General features: G+C 72.4%; 16 protein-coding genes and 1 tRNA gene. 7 read left to right on the top strand and 10 right to left on the bottom strand.

Translation table 11 applies throughout. The features are described from left to right. Positions 1 to 2 precede the first annotated feature (2 nt). Both ACTJK8_RS26100 and ACTJK8_RS26095 read left to right on the top strand, forming a co-directional pair. On the top strand, positions 3 to 218 hold the full coding sequence (locus tag ACTJK8_RS26100) for a hypothetical protein (protein ID WP_012317770.1): 216 nt from the start codon (positions 3 to 5) through the stop codon (positions 216 to 218). Between the two features lie 415 nt (positions 219 to 633). After that, positions 634 to 768 (top strand): hypothetical protein, encoded by a 135-nt coding sequence (locus tag ACTJK8_RS26095; protein WP_012317769.1) that lies wholly within the window; start codon positions 634 to 636, stop codon positions 766 to 768. Positions 769 to 1,328: 560 nt separating this feature from the next. Here the strand turns inward: ACTJK8_RS26095 and ACTJK8_RS26090 are convergent. Then, positions 1,329 to 1,413, bottom strand: a tRNA-Leu gene (locus ACTJK8_RS26090). Positions 1,414 to 1,480: 67 nt separating this feature from the next. Next, the gene (gene leuC, locus ACTJK8_RS26085) at positions 1,481 to 2,893 is read right to left on the bottom strand and encodes a 3-isopropylmalate dehydratase large subunit (RefSeq protein ID WP_440762758.1); all 1,413 of its coding nucleotides are present in this window, start codon (positions 2,891 to 2,893) and stop codon (positions 1,481 to 1,483) included. A 243-nt stretch (positions 2,894 to 3,136) separates the two neighbouring features. On the opposite strand from leuC, the gene ACTJK8_RS26080 reads away from it, so the two are divergent. Together ACTJK8_RS26080 and ACTJK8_RS26075 are read left to right on the top strand one after the other, a co-directional pair. Next, positions 3,137 to 4,102, top strand: coding sequence for a 2-hydroxyacid dehydrogenase (locus ACTJK8_RS26080; protein WP_012317767.1), 966 nt, complete (start codon positions 3,137 to 3,139; stop codon positions 4,100 to 4,102). Then, entirely contained in the window at positions 4,099 to 4,989 is an 891-nt protein-coding gene (locus ACTJK8_RS26075) for an AprI/Inh family metalloprotease inhibitor (RefSeq protein ID WP_012317766.1), read from the top strand. The genes ACTJK8_RS26080 and ACTJK8_RS26075 overlap by 4 nt, the downstream gene beginning before the upstream one ends. Before the next feature lie 28 nt (positions 4,990 to 5,017). Here ACTJK8_RS26075 and ACTJK8_RS26070 read toward each other — a convergent pair whose 3' ends face one another. From ACTJK8_RS26070 to ACTJK8_RS26055, 4 genes are all read right to left on the bottom strand, one after another. Next, complete coding sequence (locus tag ACTJK8_RS26070) at positions 5,018 to 5,632, bottom strand: cytochrome b (RefSeq protein ID WP_024830974.1); 615 nt, start codon at positions 5,630 to 5,632, stop codon at positions 5,018 to 5,020. Positions 5,633 to 5,699: 67 nt separating this feature from the next. Next, positions 5,700 to 6,266 (bottom strand): NAD(P)H-dependent oxidoreductase, encoded by a 567-nt coding sequence (locus tag ACTJK8_RS26065; RefSeq protein WP_024830975.1) that lies wholly within the window; start codon positions 6,264 to 6,266, stop codon positions 5,700 to 5,702. Positions 6,267 to 6,450: 184 nt separating this feature from the next. Next, the gene (locus ACTJK8_RS26060; protein ID WP_012317763.1) at positions 6,451 to 7,110 is read right to left on the bottom strand and encodes a class I SAM-dependent methyltransferase; all 660 of its coding nucleotides are present in this window, start codon (positions 7,108 to 7,110) and stop codon (positions 6,451 to 6,453) included. A gap of 2 nt (positions 7,111 to 7,112) precedes the next feature. Continuing rightward, positions 7,113 to 8,276 carry a glycosyltransferase gene (locus ACTJK8_RS26055; protein WP_440762757.1) on the bottom strand — a complete coding sequence of 388 codons (1,164 nt, stop codon included), beginning with the start codon at positions 8,274 to 8,276 and terminating at the stop codon, positions 7,113 to 7,115. 136 nt (positions 8,277 to 8,412) lie between these two features. Between ACTJK8_RS26055 and ACTJK8_RS26050 the strand changes: the two genes are divergently transcribed. After that, entirely contained in the window at positions 8,413 to 9,627 is a 1,215-nt protein-coding gene (locus ACTJK8_RS26050) for a DNA topoisomerase IB (RefSeq protein WP_024830978.1), read from the top strand. 35 nt (positions 9,628 to 9,662) lie between these two features. On the opposite strand, the gene ACTJK8_RS26045 is transcribed toward ACTJK8_RS26050, so the two are convergent. Both ACTJK8_RS26045 and ACTJK8_RS26040 read right to left on the bottom strand, forming a co-directional pair. After that, entirely contained in the window at positions 9,663 to 10,349 is a 687-nt protein-coding gene (locus ACTJK8_RS26045) for a LuxR C-terminal-related transcriptional regulator (RefSeq protein WP_012317760.1), read from the bottom strand. Between the two features lie 212 nt (positions 10,350 to 10,561). Next, the gene (locus ACTJK8_RS26040) at positions 10,562 to 11,458 is read right to left on the bottom strand and encodes a GGDEF domain-containing protein (protein ID WP_012317759.1); all 897 of its coding nucleotides are present in this window, start codon (positions 11,456 to 11,458) and stop codon (positions 10,562 to 10,564) included. Between the two features lie 74 nt (positions 11,459 to 11,532). On the opposite strand from ACTJK8_RS26040, the gene ACTJK8_RS26035 reads away from it, so the two are divergent. Then, positions 11,533 to 11,889, top strand: coding sequence for a hypothetical protein (locus ACTJK8_RS26035; protein ID WP_012317758.1), 357 nt, complete (start codon positions 11,533 to 11,535; stop codon positions 11,887 to 11,889). Here the strand turns inward: ACTJK8_RS26035 and ACTJK8_RS26030 are convergent. Together ACTJK8_RS26030 and ACTJK8_RS26025 are read right to left on the bottom strand one after the other, a co-directional pair. Then, positions 11,861 to 12,250, bottom strand: a complete 390-nt coding sequence (locus ACTJK8_RS26030) for a hypothetical protein (RefSeq protein ID WP_440762756.1) — start codon at positions 12,248 to 12,250, stop codon at positions 11,861 to 11,863. The two genes, ACTJK8_RS26035 and ACTJK8_RS26030, sit on opposite strands and share 29 nt — an antisense overlap. 146 nt (positions 12,251 to 12,396) lie before the next feature. Next, the gene (locus tag ACTJK8_RS26025) at positions 12,397 to 12,627 is read right to left on the bottom strand and encodes a hypothetical protein (RefSeq protein WP_029360603.1); all 231 of its coding nucleotides are present in this window, start codon (positions 12,625 to 12,627) and stop codon (positions 12,397 to 12,399) included. 292 nt (positions 12,628 to 12,919) lie between these two features. Here ACTJK8_RS26025 and ruvB point away from each other — a divergent pair. Then, the coding region (gene ruvB / locus ACTJK8_RS26020) for a Holliday junction branch migration DNA helicase RuvB (RefSeq protein WP_440762755.1) at positions 12,920 to 13,905 on the top strand (986 nt) is incomplete at its 3' end.

Raw genomic sequence — 13,905 nt, 5'->3', positions numbered from 1 at the left:
CGATGGCCACCCGCTGCGTCCACTACGTCGGCTTCCGTGATGACCGGTACTGGAACGCCTACCGGATCTTCGGCGGCCCGCGCGTGATCCACCGGCGCTGGGATTTCTACGCGACCCGCGATGTCGGACCGGACGACGTGGTGGTCTTCGCCGAGGGTGACGAGACGCAGCCCGTCGCCGACCGGAACGCGACCGACCTCGACGAGCGCTGGCTGTAGCGGTCCAGCCCGGCCTGCGCACTCCTGTCGCGACGCGGCGCGGGCGGCAGGTCGGACATAGGATCGGGACGCGGCAGAAGGCTTGCCAGGCCGCCCGCGCTCTCGGCCCCGCCCCGATCTGCTCACGGGGCGGGGGAGCGCCTGATCTCACCAGCGAGTGAGCCGAGCCGATACGCAACTTGGCTCGAGGATAGATTGACCGACCGGGGTTACCGATACGTGCCGCGTGCCGCGGAACGGCGGTCCCGCGCGGGGATTCCGGAAACAGGACCGGCGCCGGTGGACCGGGCGCTTCCGCGGATGGCGCCCCGCGCGTCCGCGTCGGGCGCCGTCCAGTATCTTAAGAGGTATTGATCCCGCACAAGAAATCGTCAGTCTGACAGCAAGGTTCTACCCGAGATCGAGGAGGTCCGCGGTGGTCGAGATCCGTATGTCGGAGGACAACGACGGCCGCTGGACGGTCTACGCGCCGGGGCTCGTGGTCACCGATCTGACGCACGAGGAAGCCGAGGCGTTCGCCGCGAGCTACCGTCGCGTCACCGCAGCCTGATCGAGGACGCGCCGCGCGGCGGTGCCGGCGGGGCCGAGCGACGATCCCCGGAGGGATGTCGCGCCGTCGCGAGCACCGCGCCAGCGGAACGCCCGGCGCGAAAAAACCGCCGCGGCCGGAGCCGGGCGGTTCGAGGTGGTCTCGCTGGGGAATGTCGAGGCCCGGTCTACGCGCGGGACGGTGGTGCGGTTCCGAGACCGCGGCGCACGGTGGCTGGCCCGGGCCAGGGATCTTCCGTCGAATCGGCCAGGCCCCTCGCCCCCCAGCCTGTCCGACGGCCGCCAGCACGATTCGCGTGAGGGCCGGCAGGCCACGCCATCGAGCGCCTCGTTCTGCAGACCGCTGCCTCCGCGCGCCCGATCCTCGGCAGGTCCGCGTCGGCGAAGACCCGACACCCGGATGCGCGCCGCCGATCCCCGAACGAGGGAGGCGCGACCGGTATCCGGGCCGTCAACCGAACCTCGACGGCTCGCGGCGGGGTCCCGGAGACCGGTCCGGAGTTCTCGGCCTCTAGAAACAACAAAGCCCGCCAAGGCTTTGGCGGGCTGCTGTCAGGCATTTGGTGCCCAGGAAAGGACTCGAACCTTCACCTCTCGCGAGACTGGTACCTGAAACCAGCGCGTCTACCAATTCCGCCACCTGGGCTCGCCGTCGGCCATCGGCCGGCGACGGCTCCGTTTAGGCAACGGAGCCGCCGGCGTCAATCGGGATTTCAGCCCTGCGGCCACTCCCGGACGTCGACGAAGCGTCCGGCCACCGCCGCGGCCGCCGCCATGGCGGGAGACACGAGGTGTGTGCGCCCGCGCGGACCCTGCCGGCCCTCGAAGTTGCGGTTCGACGTCGAGGCGCAGCGCTCGCCCGGACGCAGCTTGTCCGGGTTCATGCCGAGGCACATCGAGCAGCCCGGCTCGCGCCAGTCGAAACCCGCCGCCTTCAGGATCTTGTCGAGACCTTCGGCCTCCGCCTGCGCCTTCACGAGGCCGGAGCCCGGCACGATCATCGCCGAAACACCCTCGTGCACCTTCCGGTCGCCGACGACCCGCGCGACCTCGCGCAGATCCTCGATGCGGCCGTTGGTGCAGGAGCCGATGAAGATCCGGTCCAGGGTGATGTCGGTGATCCGGGTCCCCGGCGTCAGGCCCATGTAGGCCAGCGCCTTCTCCTTCGACTGCCGCTTGTTCTCGTCGGCGATCTCGGACGGGTCCGGGATGCGGCCCTGCACCGAGATCACGTCCTCGGGGCTCGTGCCCCAGCTGACGATCGGCGGCAGGTTGGCCGCGTCGAGGCGCACCTCGCGGTCGAAATGCGCGCCCGCGTCGGTGACGAGGCTCTCCCAGTAGCGGCGGGCCGCGTCGAAGGCCGCGCCCTTCGGCGCCTTGGGGCGGTCCTTCACGTAGGCGAAGGTCGTCGCGTCGGGGGCGACCATGCCGGCGCGGGCCCCTCCCTCGATCGACATGTTGCAGATCGTCATCCGGCCCTCCATCGAGAGGGCGCGGATCGCCTCGCCGGCGTACTCGATGACGTGGCCGGTGCCGCCGGCGGTCCCGATCTCGCCGATGATCGCCAGGATGATGTCCTTCGCGGTCACGCCGGGCGGCAGCGTGCCGTCGACGGAGACGCGCATGTTCCTGGCCTTGCGCTGCACCAGCGTCTGGGTGGCGAGCACGTGCTCGACCTCCGAGGTGCCGATGCCGTGGGCCAGCGCCCCGAAGGCGCCGTGCGTCGAGGTGTGCGAATCGCCGCACACGATCGTCTGGCCGGGCAGTGTGAAGCCCTGCTCGGGGCCGATGATGTGGACGATGCCCTGGCGGCGGTCGAGGGCGTCGTAGAACTCGATGCCGAAGTCGCGCACGTTCTCGGCGAGCGCCTCAAGCTGCGTGCGGCTCTCGGGATCGTCGATGCCCTGCGACCGGTCGGAGGTCTGGACGTTGTGGTCCACGACGGCCAGCGTCTTCTCCGGATGGCGCACCTTGCGGCCCGCCACGCGGAGACCCTCGAACGCCTGCGGGCTCGTCACTTCGTGAACGAGGTGCCGGTCGATGTAGAGGAGGCTGGAGCCGTCCGGCTGGACATCGACGACGTGGTCGTCCCAAATCTTGTCGTAGAGGGTGCGCGGGCTGGTCATCGGTCTTCGTCTTCGGCGAATGGGGTCGGTGCAGAACTCTCGCGATGATGCGTGGTCCTTAGTAGGCATCGCGCGCGGTTTTCGAAAGAGGCGAGCCCTGTGCCGGTCGATTGGCCGCCCGGCTGATCCGCGCGGTTGTCACCGCGGCGGCTCCGACGCGCTGGCGCGCCACCCCGCACAGGCTCTATGCCGGGACGGGGGAGGCGGCCGGCACCGACGAACGGCCGAACGTGGGAGTGAACGATGGCTGAGGCCCCGGCAGAGATCCTGTTGCTCCGGAAGATGCACCCGCTCGTGGAGAAAGCCTTCGACGGACGGTACGGGGTCCACCGGCTGGCGGAGGCCGCGGACCCGGAGGCTCTGCTCGCCGAGATCGGCCCGCGGATCCGCGCGCTCTGCGTCGGCGGCGCGGTGGACGGGGCGCTGATGGACCGGCTGCCGAACCTCGAGCTGATCGCGAATTTCGGTGTGGGCTACGATGCCGTCGACGCCGCCGGAGCGCGGCAGCGCGGCATCGTCGTCACCAACACGCCGGACGTGCTCACCGACGAGGTCGCCGACCTCGCCCTCGGCCTCGTCCTCGCCACCCTGCGGCGGATCCCGCAGGCCGACCGCTACCTGCGCGACGGCCACTGGCCCAAGGCGCCCTTCCCGCTCACGGCGTCCCTGCGCGGGCGGCGGGTCGGCATCCTCGGGCTCGGCCGGATCGGGCGGGCGATCGCCCGCCGGCTGGAGAGCTTCGGCGTCGAGATCGACTATCACGGCCGCAGCCGGCAGGCGGACGTGCCCTACACGTATCACGACACGCTGCTCGGCCTCGCCCGCGCGGTCCACATCCTGATCGTGGTGGCGCCCGGCGGCGCCGACACGCGCAACCTCGTGAACGCGGCCGTGCTGGAGGCGCTCGGTCCCGAGGGCATCCTGATCAACGTCGCCCGCGGCACCCTCGTCGACGAGGCGGCGCTGACCGCGGCGCTGCGGGCCGGTACGATCCTCGGCGCCGGCCTCGACGTGTTCGAGAACGAGCCGCACGTGCCCGCGGATCTCGCCGCCCTCGACAACACGGTGCTGCTGCCGCATGTCGGGTCGGCCTCCGAGCACACCCGCGCGGCGATGGCCCAGCTCGTCGTCGACAACGTCGTCTCGTGGTTCGAGGGGCGGGGTCCGCTGACGCCCGTGGCCGAGACCCCCTGGAGACCCACCGCGTGAGACAGGCTCAGGCCGCCCTGCTGACCGCGTCGGCACTGATCGCGACCGCCGCGATCGTCCGGCCGGCCGCCGCCCAGGACGTGCCCGACGCGACCGACCTGGCCGCGCCCCCGCCCCCGGCCGCGGAGACGCTCGCGGCGCCTCCGGCTCCGACCGCGCCGCCGAGCCTGCCCGAGAAGCTCGGACAGGTGCCGGGCACCTGGGACCTGTCCCGCGACGGCACCAACCGCCGCTGCGTCATGACCCTGGTGCTCGACAGCGGCGAGGCGGGGCAGCGGCTGCGCTTCCCGGCCGGTTGCCGGCGGGCCCTGCCGGTCCTGAACGGGGTCGCCGGCTGGCTCTTCGTCGACGGCGCCCTCCGCCTCGTCGACCGCAACGTCCGCCCCGTCCTCGAATTCGCCAGGCGGCCGGACCAGCGCAGCCTCGTCGCCCAGGCCGAGGGCGGCGAGCGCTACAGTCTCGTTCCCCTCGACATCGTCGCGATGCGGCCGGCCGACGCGGCGGCCGCGCCCGAGATCGCGCCGGCGGATCCGGCAAACCCGGCCCCCTCCCCGCTCCGAACGGCGGCCCGGGTCCCGGCCGAGCTGCAGCCGGCGGCGACCGCCTCGGCGGGGCCGGCGCCGGGCCTCTACGCCCTCGACCGCTTCCAGCAGCGCGACACCTGCCGGATCAACCTCGATGGGAGCGGCGGCGGCGTCCACATCGTTCCCGGCTGCCACGACAGTGGCCTGGAGGTGTTCGACCCGGTGCGCTGGCGCTACACGAACGGCCGGATGACGCTGACCGCCAAGCGCGGCCACAGCATCGACCTCGTGCCGAGCGGCGACGGTCGCTGGCGGCGCGATCCCGAGGTCGGCACCACCTTCGTCCTGCGCCGCGTCGATTGACCGCCCGCGCGGCCCGATGTCGGTCGGGTCAGCGAGACGAGCCGCGCCCGTCCTGGACCGGGAGCATCCGCTCCAGCAGCCCGTCGCGCCGGATGACCAGGTGCCACGCCGTGCCGGCGATATGCAGCAGGACCAGGGCGTAGACGAGCCACTGGCCGAAGACGTGGATCGACTCGAAGACCTTCTGGGTCGCGTCATCCTTCGGCAGTCCCGGAATCGTGAACAGCCAGAAATACGGCGTGTCGCGTCCCGACAGCGCGCTCAGCAGGTAGCCGCTGATCGGCATGATCAGGAAGATCGCGTACAGCAGGTAGTGGTTGACGCGCCCGATCAGCGTCAGGAGCCGGGGCGCCTGCGGGTCCGGCGGCGCGGGCCGGACCATCCGCCAGACGATCCGCAGGACCACGATCGCCAGGATCGTCAGGCCGACCGACTTGTGCAGCACGAACATGCTGCCCTTGGCGGGGGTCGGCGGCAGGCTGATCGCGACCCAGGCGAGCGGCAGCACCGCCAGGACCAGGGCGGCGTTCAGCCAGTGCAGCGCCTGCGACACCGGGTGGTAGCGCGGCAGTCCGGACGCCGTGACGTAGGTGGCGGGCAGCGCGGTCGGCGCCTTGCCGGCCGTGAGCGGAGAGCCTGACATGATCCCTCGCGGATGAGCGTGGTCCCGCATCGATCTAGGGCCCGCCTCAGGTCGGGGGAGTCTCCCGTCAGGCTGATGGGCCGGAGGCGGCCGTCCGCGACACGTCGAGCAGGGCGGATAGTTCCGCGGCCGCGGCGCGCAGCCGGACCGACACGGTCTCGTCGACGATGCGGCCGTCCACGAGGTCGTCGGAGCCGGCATAGACCGAGGTCGGCGCGACATGGGCCGCGAAGAAGCCGAACAGCGGCCGGAGCCCGTGCTCGACCACCAGGGCGTGGCGCAGGCCCCCGCCCGTCGCGGTCAGCGCCACCGGCATGCCGATCATCCGGGCCGGGTCGACGAAGTCGAAGACGTGCTTGAACAGCCCGGCGTAGCCGCCCTGGTAGACGGGCGTCCCGACGATCAGGGCGTCCGCCGCCTCGATCGCCTCGATGAGGCGCGCGGCCGGCGCCGACAGGTCGTCCCGCTGCGTCGCGCCGAGGCCCGGACCGGCATCGATCAGGTCGTAGACGGCGAGGTCGATCCCGCGCAGGCGCCCGAGCTCGGCGCCGAGGGCCTCGACCAGGATGCGGGTGCGCGAGGGCCGCTTGGCGCTACCCGAGAAGGCGACGACGCGGGCACGGCTGGGCTTCACACTCGACTCGACACTCACCACGAAACCTTCCGCCGCAGCACGCCCCGATCCGGGCCTTCCAACACTCTGGCGCATGCGCGGCACGCGACACGAGTCGATTCGACGGTAACGCATTCCCGCGCCGGATAAAGCCTCGGCGCGGCCGCGCGGGTGGCGGTCCGGCGGGACGGTCTCGACGGAACCGTCATCCCCGGAGCCGCCAGACATGGCTGCGCTTGATCTCGGAATCCTCCAGCGTGCGCGAGACCGGCACCGCGTAGGTCGCGAGGCAGTCGAGGCGGTCCCGTGGCAGGTAGGTGCGGCCCGGGTCGCCGATCAGCACGGTGACGCCCCGCGCCTGCAGGCCGACGAGCCAGGCGGTCACGGCCTCGGCCAGGTCGCGCTCGTAGAACACGTCGGCCGCCAGGACGAGATCGGCCTGGGGATCCGTGGCGAGGAGATCGTCGGAGGTTGCGGCGACGCGGTCGCCGACGCCGTTGGCCGCGGCGTTCAGCCCGATCGCCGCGACGGCGAAGGGGTCGAGGTCGCTGGCGACGACGTGGCGCGCCCCGGCGCGGGCCGCCGCGATCGCCACCAGGCCGGACCCCGAGGCAAAATCCACCACGCGCGCCCCGTCCGCGACGTCCGGGTTGTCGAGGACGTAGCGGGCGAGCGCCTGGCCGCCCGCCCAGGCGAATGCCCAGAACGGTGGCGGCAGCCCGATCGCCTGCAATTCCTCCTCGGTCCGCTGCCAGAGATCCGTCGCCTCATCGGCGACGTGCAGGCGGATCTCGGGCGCGTGGGGGACGGGCAGCAGGCGGGTGTTGCTGCGGATGAAGCCGGCGGGATCGTCCGGTGCGCGCACGGTCAGGCCTCCAGCAGGTCGCGCCACACGGCGCGGACCCGGTCGGTCACCGCGTCCTCGGTGAAGCCACCGGTCTCGATCCGGGCCCGCGCGGCCGCGCCCAGGCCGGCGACGAGACCGGCATCGCCGCTCAGGCGCGCCAGGGCGGCGGCCAGGGCCGGCGCGTCGTCGGGGGGGACCAGCAGGCCCTCGACACCGTCGCGCACGAGGCTGCGGCAGCCCGGGACGTCGGACGCGACCAGCGCCCGGCCGCAGGCGGCGGCCTCCAGCAGCGTCCGCGGCAGGCCCTCGCCGCCGCGGGACGGCAGGCAGGCGACGTGGTGGCCGGCCCAGACCGCCGCCACGTCGGTCGTCGGCCCGTGCCAGACGATGCCGTCGCGGCTCCAGGCGCGCAGGGTGGCGGCGTCGATCGCCCGCCGGTTCGACGGGTCCGGCGCGCCGTACAGCGCCAGCTCCACCGGCGCGCCCTCGGCCCGGGCGAGGCGGACCGCCTCGACGGCGACGTCGATCCCCTTCGACCAGAGCATCCGGGCGACGAGTGCCACCCGCAGCGGCGGCATCGGCGGCAGCGTATGCGGGACGAAGATCGTCGGATCGACGCCGGCGCCGCCCACGACGGTCACCGACCGGTCGAGCGGGTCCAGGCCCAGGGCCAGGGCGTCGTCGGGGTTCTCGAACAGGAAGCGCGTGCGGGACGAGGCCAGCGGTCCCCGGATCAGCGCGCGCAGGGCGAGGCGCGCCGCCCGCCCGAGCCGGTCGCTGCGGGCGCCGACGAGGCCGAGGCCGGTCAGGGCGAAGACGCGGGCCGGGATGCCCGCCATGGCGGCGGCCGTGCCGCCGACCAGGATGCCGCGCAGGGCGATGCAGTGGACGACGTCGGCCTTCAGCGCCTTCAGGATCGCCGCGAGCTGCCCGGCCGCGTAGCCCGCGGCCATGGGGTTGAGGCTCGCTCGCTCGGCCTCCAGGGGGACGACCTGCGCCCCGGTCGCCTCGATGGCGGCCCGGTGCGCGCGGATCCGCGTCACCACCGCGACCGAGAGACCCATGCCGATGGCGGCGCGGGCCATCGGCAGGAAATGGGAGGCGAAGAACCAGTCCTCGGTCACCACGAAGACCAGGCGGCGCATCGGAACGGGCAGATTCCCGGGGGCGGCATCGGCGTGCATCCCCCCCTCTAGCACGGCGCCGCGGCCCGTCCTGCGGCGGATGTGCAGGCCCGGAACGGCGATCGCGTGCCGCCGGTTGTCCAAGGCCTTCTCGCCGGGCGAGGCAGCCGGGCGGCGTCGATGGGAGGGGCAGGTCATGGCGTGTGTCGAGACGGCGGAGAGCGGCGGAGACCTCCGCGCCGCGGCCGAGGAGGCCGGACTCGTCTACGTCGACGACGGCCGGCCCGGGCTGACCCGCCGCCGCAGCGGCACCGGCTTCCGCTACCTCGACGCGAAGGGCGCGCCGGTGCGCGACAAGGCGGTGCTGGCCCGCATCCGCAGCCTCGCGATCCCGCCGGCCTACACGGATGTCTGGATCTGTCCCCGCCGCAACGGCCACATCCAGGCGACGGGCCGCGACGCCAAGGGGCGCAAGCAGTACCGCTACCACCCAGACTTCCGGCAGGCGCGGGAGGCCAACAAGTTCTCGCGAATCATGGCCTTCGCGGACGCGCTGCCCGGGATCCGCCGACGCGTCGACGCCGACATGAAGCGGCCGGGCCTCTCCCGCGACAAGGTGCTGGCCACCGTGGTCCACCTGCTCGAGACCACGCTGATCCGCGTCGGCAACGACGACTACGCGCGGACCAACAAGAGCTACGGCCTCACGACCCTGCGCGACCCCCACGTCCGGATCGAGGGGGCGGCCCTGTCGTTCCGCTTCAAGGGCAAGAGCGGCAAGACCTGGGACGTGTCGCTGAAGGACCGGCGGGTCGCCCGGATCGTCAAGGCCTGCCAGGATCTGCCGGGGCAGGAGCTGTTCCAGTATCTGGATCCGGACGGCACCCAGCGCGACGTCACCTCCTCGGACGTGAACGCGTACCTGCGCGAGATCACCGGCGAGGACTTCACCGCGAAGGATTTCCGCACCTGGGCCGGCACCGTGCTGGCGGCGCTGGCGCTGCGGGAGTTCGAGACCTTCGACAGCGAGGCGGGGGCCAAGCGCAACATCCGCGCGGCCATCGAGAACGTCGCGGGCCGCCTCGGCAACACGCCGACGATCTGCCGCAAGTGCTACATCCACCCGCAGATCCTCGACTGCTATCTGGAGGGCGGTCTGCTCCTGCAGGTGAAGGACGCGGTCGAATCGGAACTCAGCGAGGACCTCTCCAGCCTCCGGCCCGAGGAGGCGGCGGTGCTGGGACTGCTGCAGGCGCGCCTCTCAGCCGCGGAGGACGCCGTCAAGGCCAAGGGACGGGTCAAGCCAGCGGGCGCGCGCGGGCGGGGGGCGAAGGCACCCGAGCGGTCCAAGAGCGGGACGGCAGCGGCCAAGCGCGCGTCCGGAGCCCGGAAGGCGGCCGCGGCCGCCTAGGGGGGCGGTCTCCACGAGACCGCCCGATCCCCCTCTCAGTGCCGGGATTGGTTGTCGTTGCCCGAGGAGCGGCTGTCGGTGCCGCGCCGGACCTGGTCGCCGGAGTCGACCACGGGGGCCAGGCCCAGCTGGCGGGCCAGCGAGACCAGGTCCTTCAGCCGGCCGGTCTGGGTCTTGCGCCGCAGGTTGAGCCGGTGGGTCTCCACCGTGCGCACGCTGAGCGCCAGCCGCCGCGCGACCTCCTTGTTGCTGAACCCGGAGCTGAGGAAGCGCAGGACCTCCGCCTCGCGGGGCGTCAGCCCGAGGCTCTCGCCCGCCTCCGGCGGCATCGCCACCGGCTGCTCCGACGGGACCAGGACGTCGGAGCCCTCCGCGAGGGCGAGCAGTGCCGCGCCGAGTTCGCGCGGCGACTTGGAGCGCGCCACGAAGGCGTCGGCGCCCGCAGCCAGCAGGGCGCGGAGGTCGTCCGCCGTGAGGGCACCGAAGGCGACCAGCGTGCGGAGCGCCGGTTGACGCTCCTTCAGGGCGACGATGCGGGCGATCCCGTCGGCCAGCCGGATCTCGTCGAGGAAGACCAGGGCGACGCTGCTGCCGGCGTCGGCGCGGTCGAGATCGGCCTCGCCGATGGTGTGGAATTCGGGCATGTGCTCGAGGGTGGCGCGAACCGTCGCGCTCAGGTCCTCCGGCTCATCCAGGATCAGGACGCCAACGGCCGTACTCATGACCTCGCACCTCTCTCTCCCGGCTTGATACAGGCGGCCGGGATCGAAGGCGAAGTTCCAAGATCCGTTCCAGCAACAGCTCGCGAATATTAAGCTTTATATTGGCAGAATCGCTGCCCGAGAACGGATACTCGGCGGATCAATGCGCCGATCTGGGACGACCGTGGGACACCGCCCGACCGACTGTGCCGATCTGGTACGGGCGGTCCGTGTCAGCCCGCGACGGCGTGGACGCCCGCGCCCTGATCCGGGACCACCCGGTTCCGGCCGCCGCCCTTGGCCGCGTAGAGCGCGACGTCCGCCCGCTTGACCAGGGCCTCGACGCTGTCGCCGTCACGCCACGTGCTGACGCCGAAGCTGCAGCTCAGCGCGATCGGACCCTTGGCCCCGCGGATCCGCAGGGCCTGGACGTCGCCGCGCAGGCGCTCGGCATGCGCCACGGCCTCCCCGAGGTCGCGCCCCGGGAGGATGACGGCGAATTCCTCGCCGCCGAGGCGTCCGGCGATCCCGGAGCCGGAGATCAAGTCGGCCACGGCCTTGATCGCCACGTCGCCGACATCGTGCCCGTGCTCGTCGTTGATGCGCTTGAAGTGATCGATGTCGAGGAGGATGGCCGAGACGGCGTCCGGCCGCGGGTCCTGCGCCACGGCGGCGCGCGCGCGGTTGAAGAAGGCGCGCCGGTTGTAGGAGCCGGTCAGCGGATCCGTCTCGGCGAGGCGGATCAGTTCCTCCTGCATGGTGGTCAGGCGCTCGGCCGCGCGCAGGCGCGCGTTCAGCTCCTCGGCGCTCGGCGGCTTCTCGATGAAGTCGTCCGCGCCGCTGTCGAGGGCCTCGGCGAGGCTGCGGACGTTGCGCGCCGACGACATGGTGATGACGTGCAGCGGCCCGCGGGATTCCGCGAGCAGCCGTGCCGACCAGCAGAGTTCGAGTCCGCAGAGCGGCCGCACCTCCAGGCTGGTGATGAGGACACGGACCGCCGGCGTCGCCGCCAGGAATTCCAGCGCCCGCTCCGAATCCGTGAAGGGGTGCACCGCGTGGCCGCGCGGCTCGATGAGGGACGCGATGATCTGCAGCACAACGCGGCTCGAGTCGACGATGACGATCTGCATGGCGTGACCCGCAACTGATATCCGCCGTGTAAGCTGGAAGGCTTAACCTCCCCCCAACGGAGCTGAACCCCGGCATGAGCCTGGCCATTACCACTCCGGATCGGCGCTACATCGTTGTCCGGGGCCGTCTGTGGCGCCGCGCCAATCCCGATCTGTCGGACGCCTGCCGCGCGGCGCTGGTGAAGCGCCTCATGGCGGCGCGGCGGGGTGTGAAGGAGGCCAAGCGGGCCGAGCGGGCAGGCGCGGCGGCCGCGGCGGGCGCGCTGGCTTCCGCCAGGGCCGAGGTCGACGCGGCCAAGATCGCGCTCGGCGAGCGCGGGCCGGTCTGGTGGACGGACGGTGCCCCGGACCTCAACCGGCACCTCGTCCGCAACACGCCCTACGCGGCGTGGTTCGCGGCGCTCAGCGCCGGGGAACCTGAACCGCGATGACCCGGGCGCCCGCGACCGGGGCGGCGCCGGCGGCGCGCTCGTCGCGGCGGCCGCGGGGGACGGCGTCGATCACCGTCAGGGTCGGCTGGGCCGCCGGAGCGGCCGGGATGCCGGTCACCGTCGGGACGCCGTAGGTGCCGTAGCTCCAGGGACTGGGCACGATCTGGGTCGGGCGCGGCACCCGCGTCAGCGGGGCGCCGATATAGGTCCCGCGCACGAACTCGCCGGCGAAACTCGGATCGGCGGCGTAGCCGGGCGCGTAGGCCACCGGTGCATAGGGATCGGGGCTCCGGACAGTCTGCGCCGAGGCGGTCGTCGCGGCCGCTACGGCGAGCACCGTCAGGATCATCCGGTTCGCCATGGGGCCGGCTCCGATGGTTGTCGGCGCGCGGTCCGCGCCGGATGCAGGGCCAACAGACCGGATCATCGGCCGTTCCGCGTCTCCAGTCGCGCAGAGTGCGTAAGGCCCCGTCATCCCCGGCCGATGGCCCCCAGAGGTGGGCCCGGTCAGCGGCAGGTGGTGATCCGCCGGACCACCCAGCCCTCGCCCTCGATCCACAGGCGACGGCGGGCCCGACTGCAGGTGACGTCGTCGTCCCGCTCCGCCGAGACGGGATGAACCTGCGGATTGGCCTCGGCGACCTTGGTCTCGGCCGGGCCGTTGGCGGCCTGGGCCGCGAGCGGCCCGGCGAGCATGACGGTGCCGGCTGCGGCGGCAGCGATCGTACGGAGTCTCATGGGGAAATGCGCCCTGCGGCCGTGCTTGGAGGTTCGGTCCAGGAATGCGCGGGCCGACGGTTCGGTTGCATCGCGGTTGCACCGACGGCGCGGCCGGTGCGCTCGCTCACATCGCCGGTGACGGTACCCGGCCAGCGCCGGGTCATGTCGCCGGGGCATGCCGCCCGGCGACGGCGCTTAGACTTCGCGGCTTTCACGGGTAAGGAAGAACAAAACCGGACGCGCCGGTGCCCAGCCGTCCTGCGTGGCCGCCCATCGCGGGCCGCGCGACACGGTCCACGAAGCAGGGTTCATGAGCAAGCCGAAGCCTCCGACCAACGCGCTCCTGACGCCGGAGAAGCGCACCGACGACGTGGATCAGACGATCCGCCCTCTGAGCCTGTCGGAGTTCATCGGTCAGCGTGCGGCGCGTGCGAACATGCAGGTGTTCATCGAGGCTGCGAAGAAGACCGGTCAGGCGCTCGACCACGTGCTGTTCGTCGGTCCGCCGGGGCTGGGCAAGACGACGCTGGCCCAGATCGTGGCGCGCGAGCTGGGTGTGAACTTCCGCTCGACCTCCGGGCCGGTGATCGCCAAGGCCGGCGACCTGGCCGCGCAGCTCACCAACCTGGAGGAGCGCGACGTCCTGTTCATCGACGAGATCCACCGGCTCAACCCGGCGGTCGAGGAGATCCTCTACCCGGCCATGGAAGACTACCAGCTCGACCTGATCATCGGCGAGGGCCCGGCGGCGCGCTCGGTCAAGATCGAGCTGCCGAAGTTCACCCTGGTCGGCGCCACGACGCGGGCGGGGCTGCTGACGACGCCGCTGCGCGACCGGTTCGGGATCCCGATCCGGCTGGAGTTCTACGAGATCGACGAGCTGGAGCAGATCGTGGCGCGCGGCGCGCGGGTCCTGGGCTTGGGCATGTCGGCGGAGGGCGCCAACGAGATCGCCCGGCGGGCGCGGGGCACGCCGCGGATCGCGGGGCGGCTGTTGCGGCGGGTGCGGGATTTCGCGGTCGTGGCGGAGGCCGAGACGGTGACGCGGGCGATCGCCGACCGGGCGCTGCAGCTCCTGGACGTGGACGGGGCGGGTCTGGACGTGATGGACCGCAAGTACCTGAGCCTGATCGCGCGCGCGTTCGGGGGCGGCCCGGTGGGGATCGAGACCATCGGCGCGGCCTTGTCGGAGCCGCGCGACGCCATCGAGGACATCATCGAGCCCTACCTGATCCAGCGCGGCTTCGTGCAGCGCACGCCCCGCGGCCGCGTCCTCACACGACACGCGTACCGGCA

The sequence above is a fragment of the Methylobacterium sp. 22177 genome (genome assembly GCF_052045615.1).
GTDB classification, from domain to species: domain Bacteria; phylum Pseudomonadota; class Alphaproteobacteria; order Rhizobiales; family Beijerinckiaceae; genus Methylobacterium; species Methylobacterium radiotolerans.
Note: the sequence above shows the minus strand (reverse complement) of the source record. Positions and strands in the feature narration are given on the sequence as shown.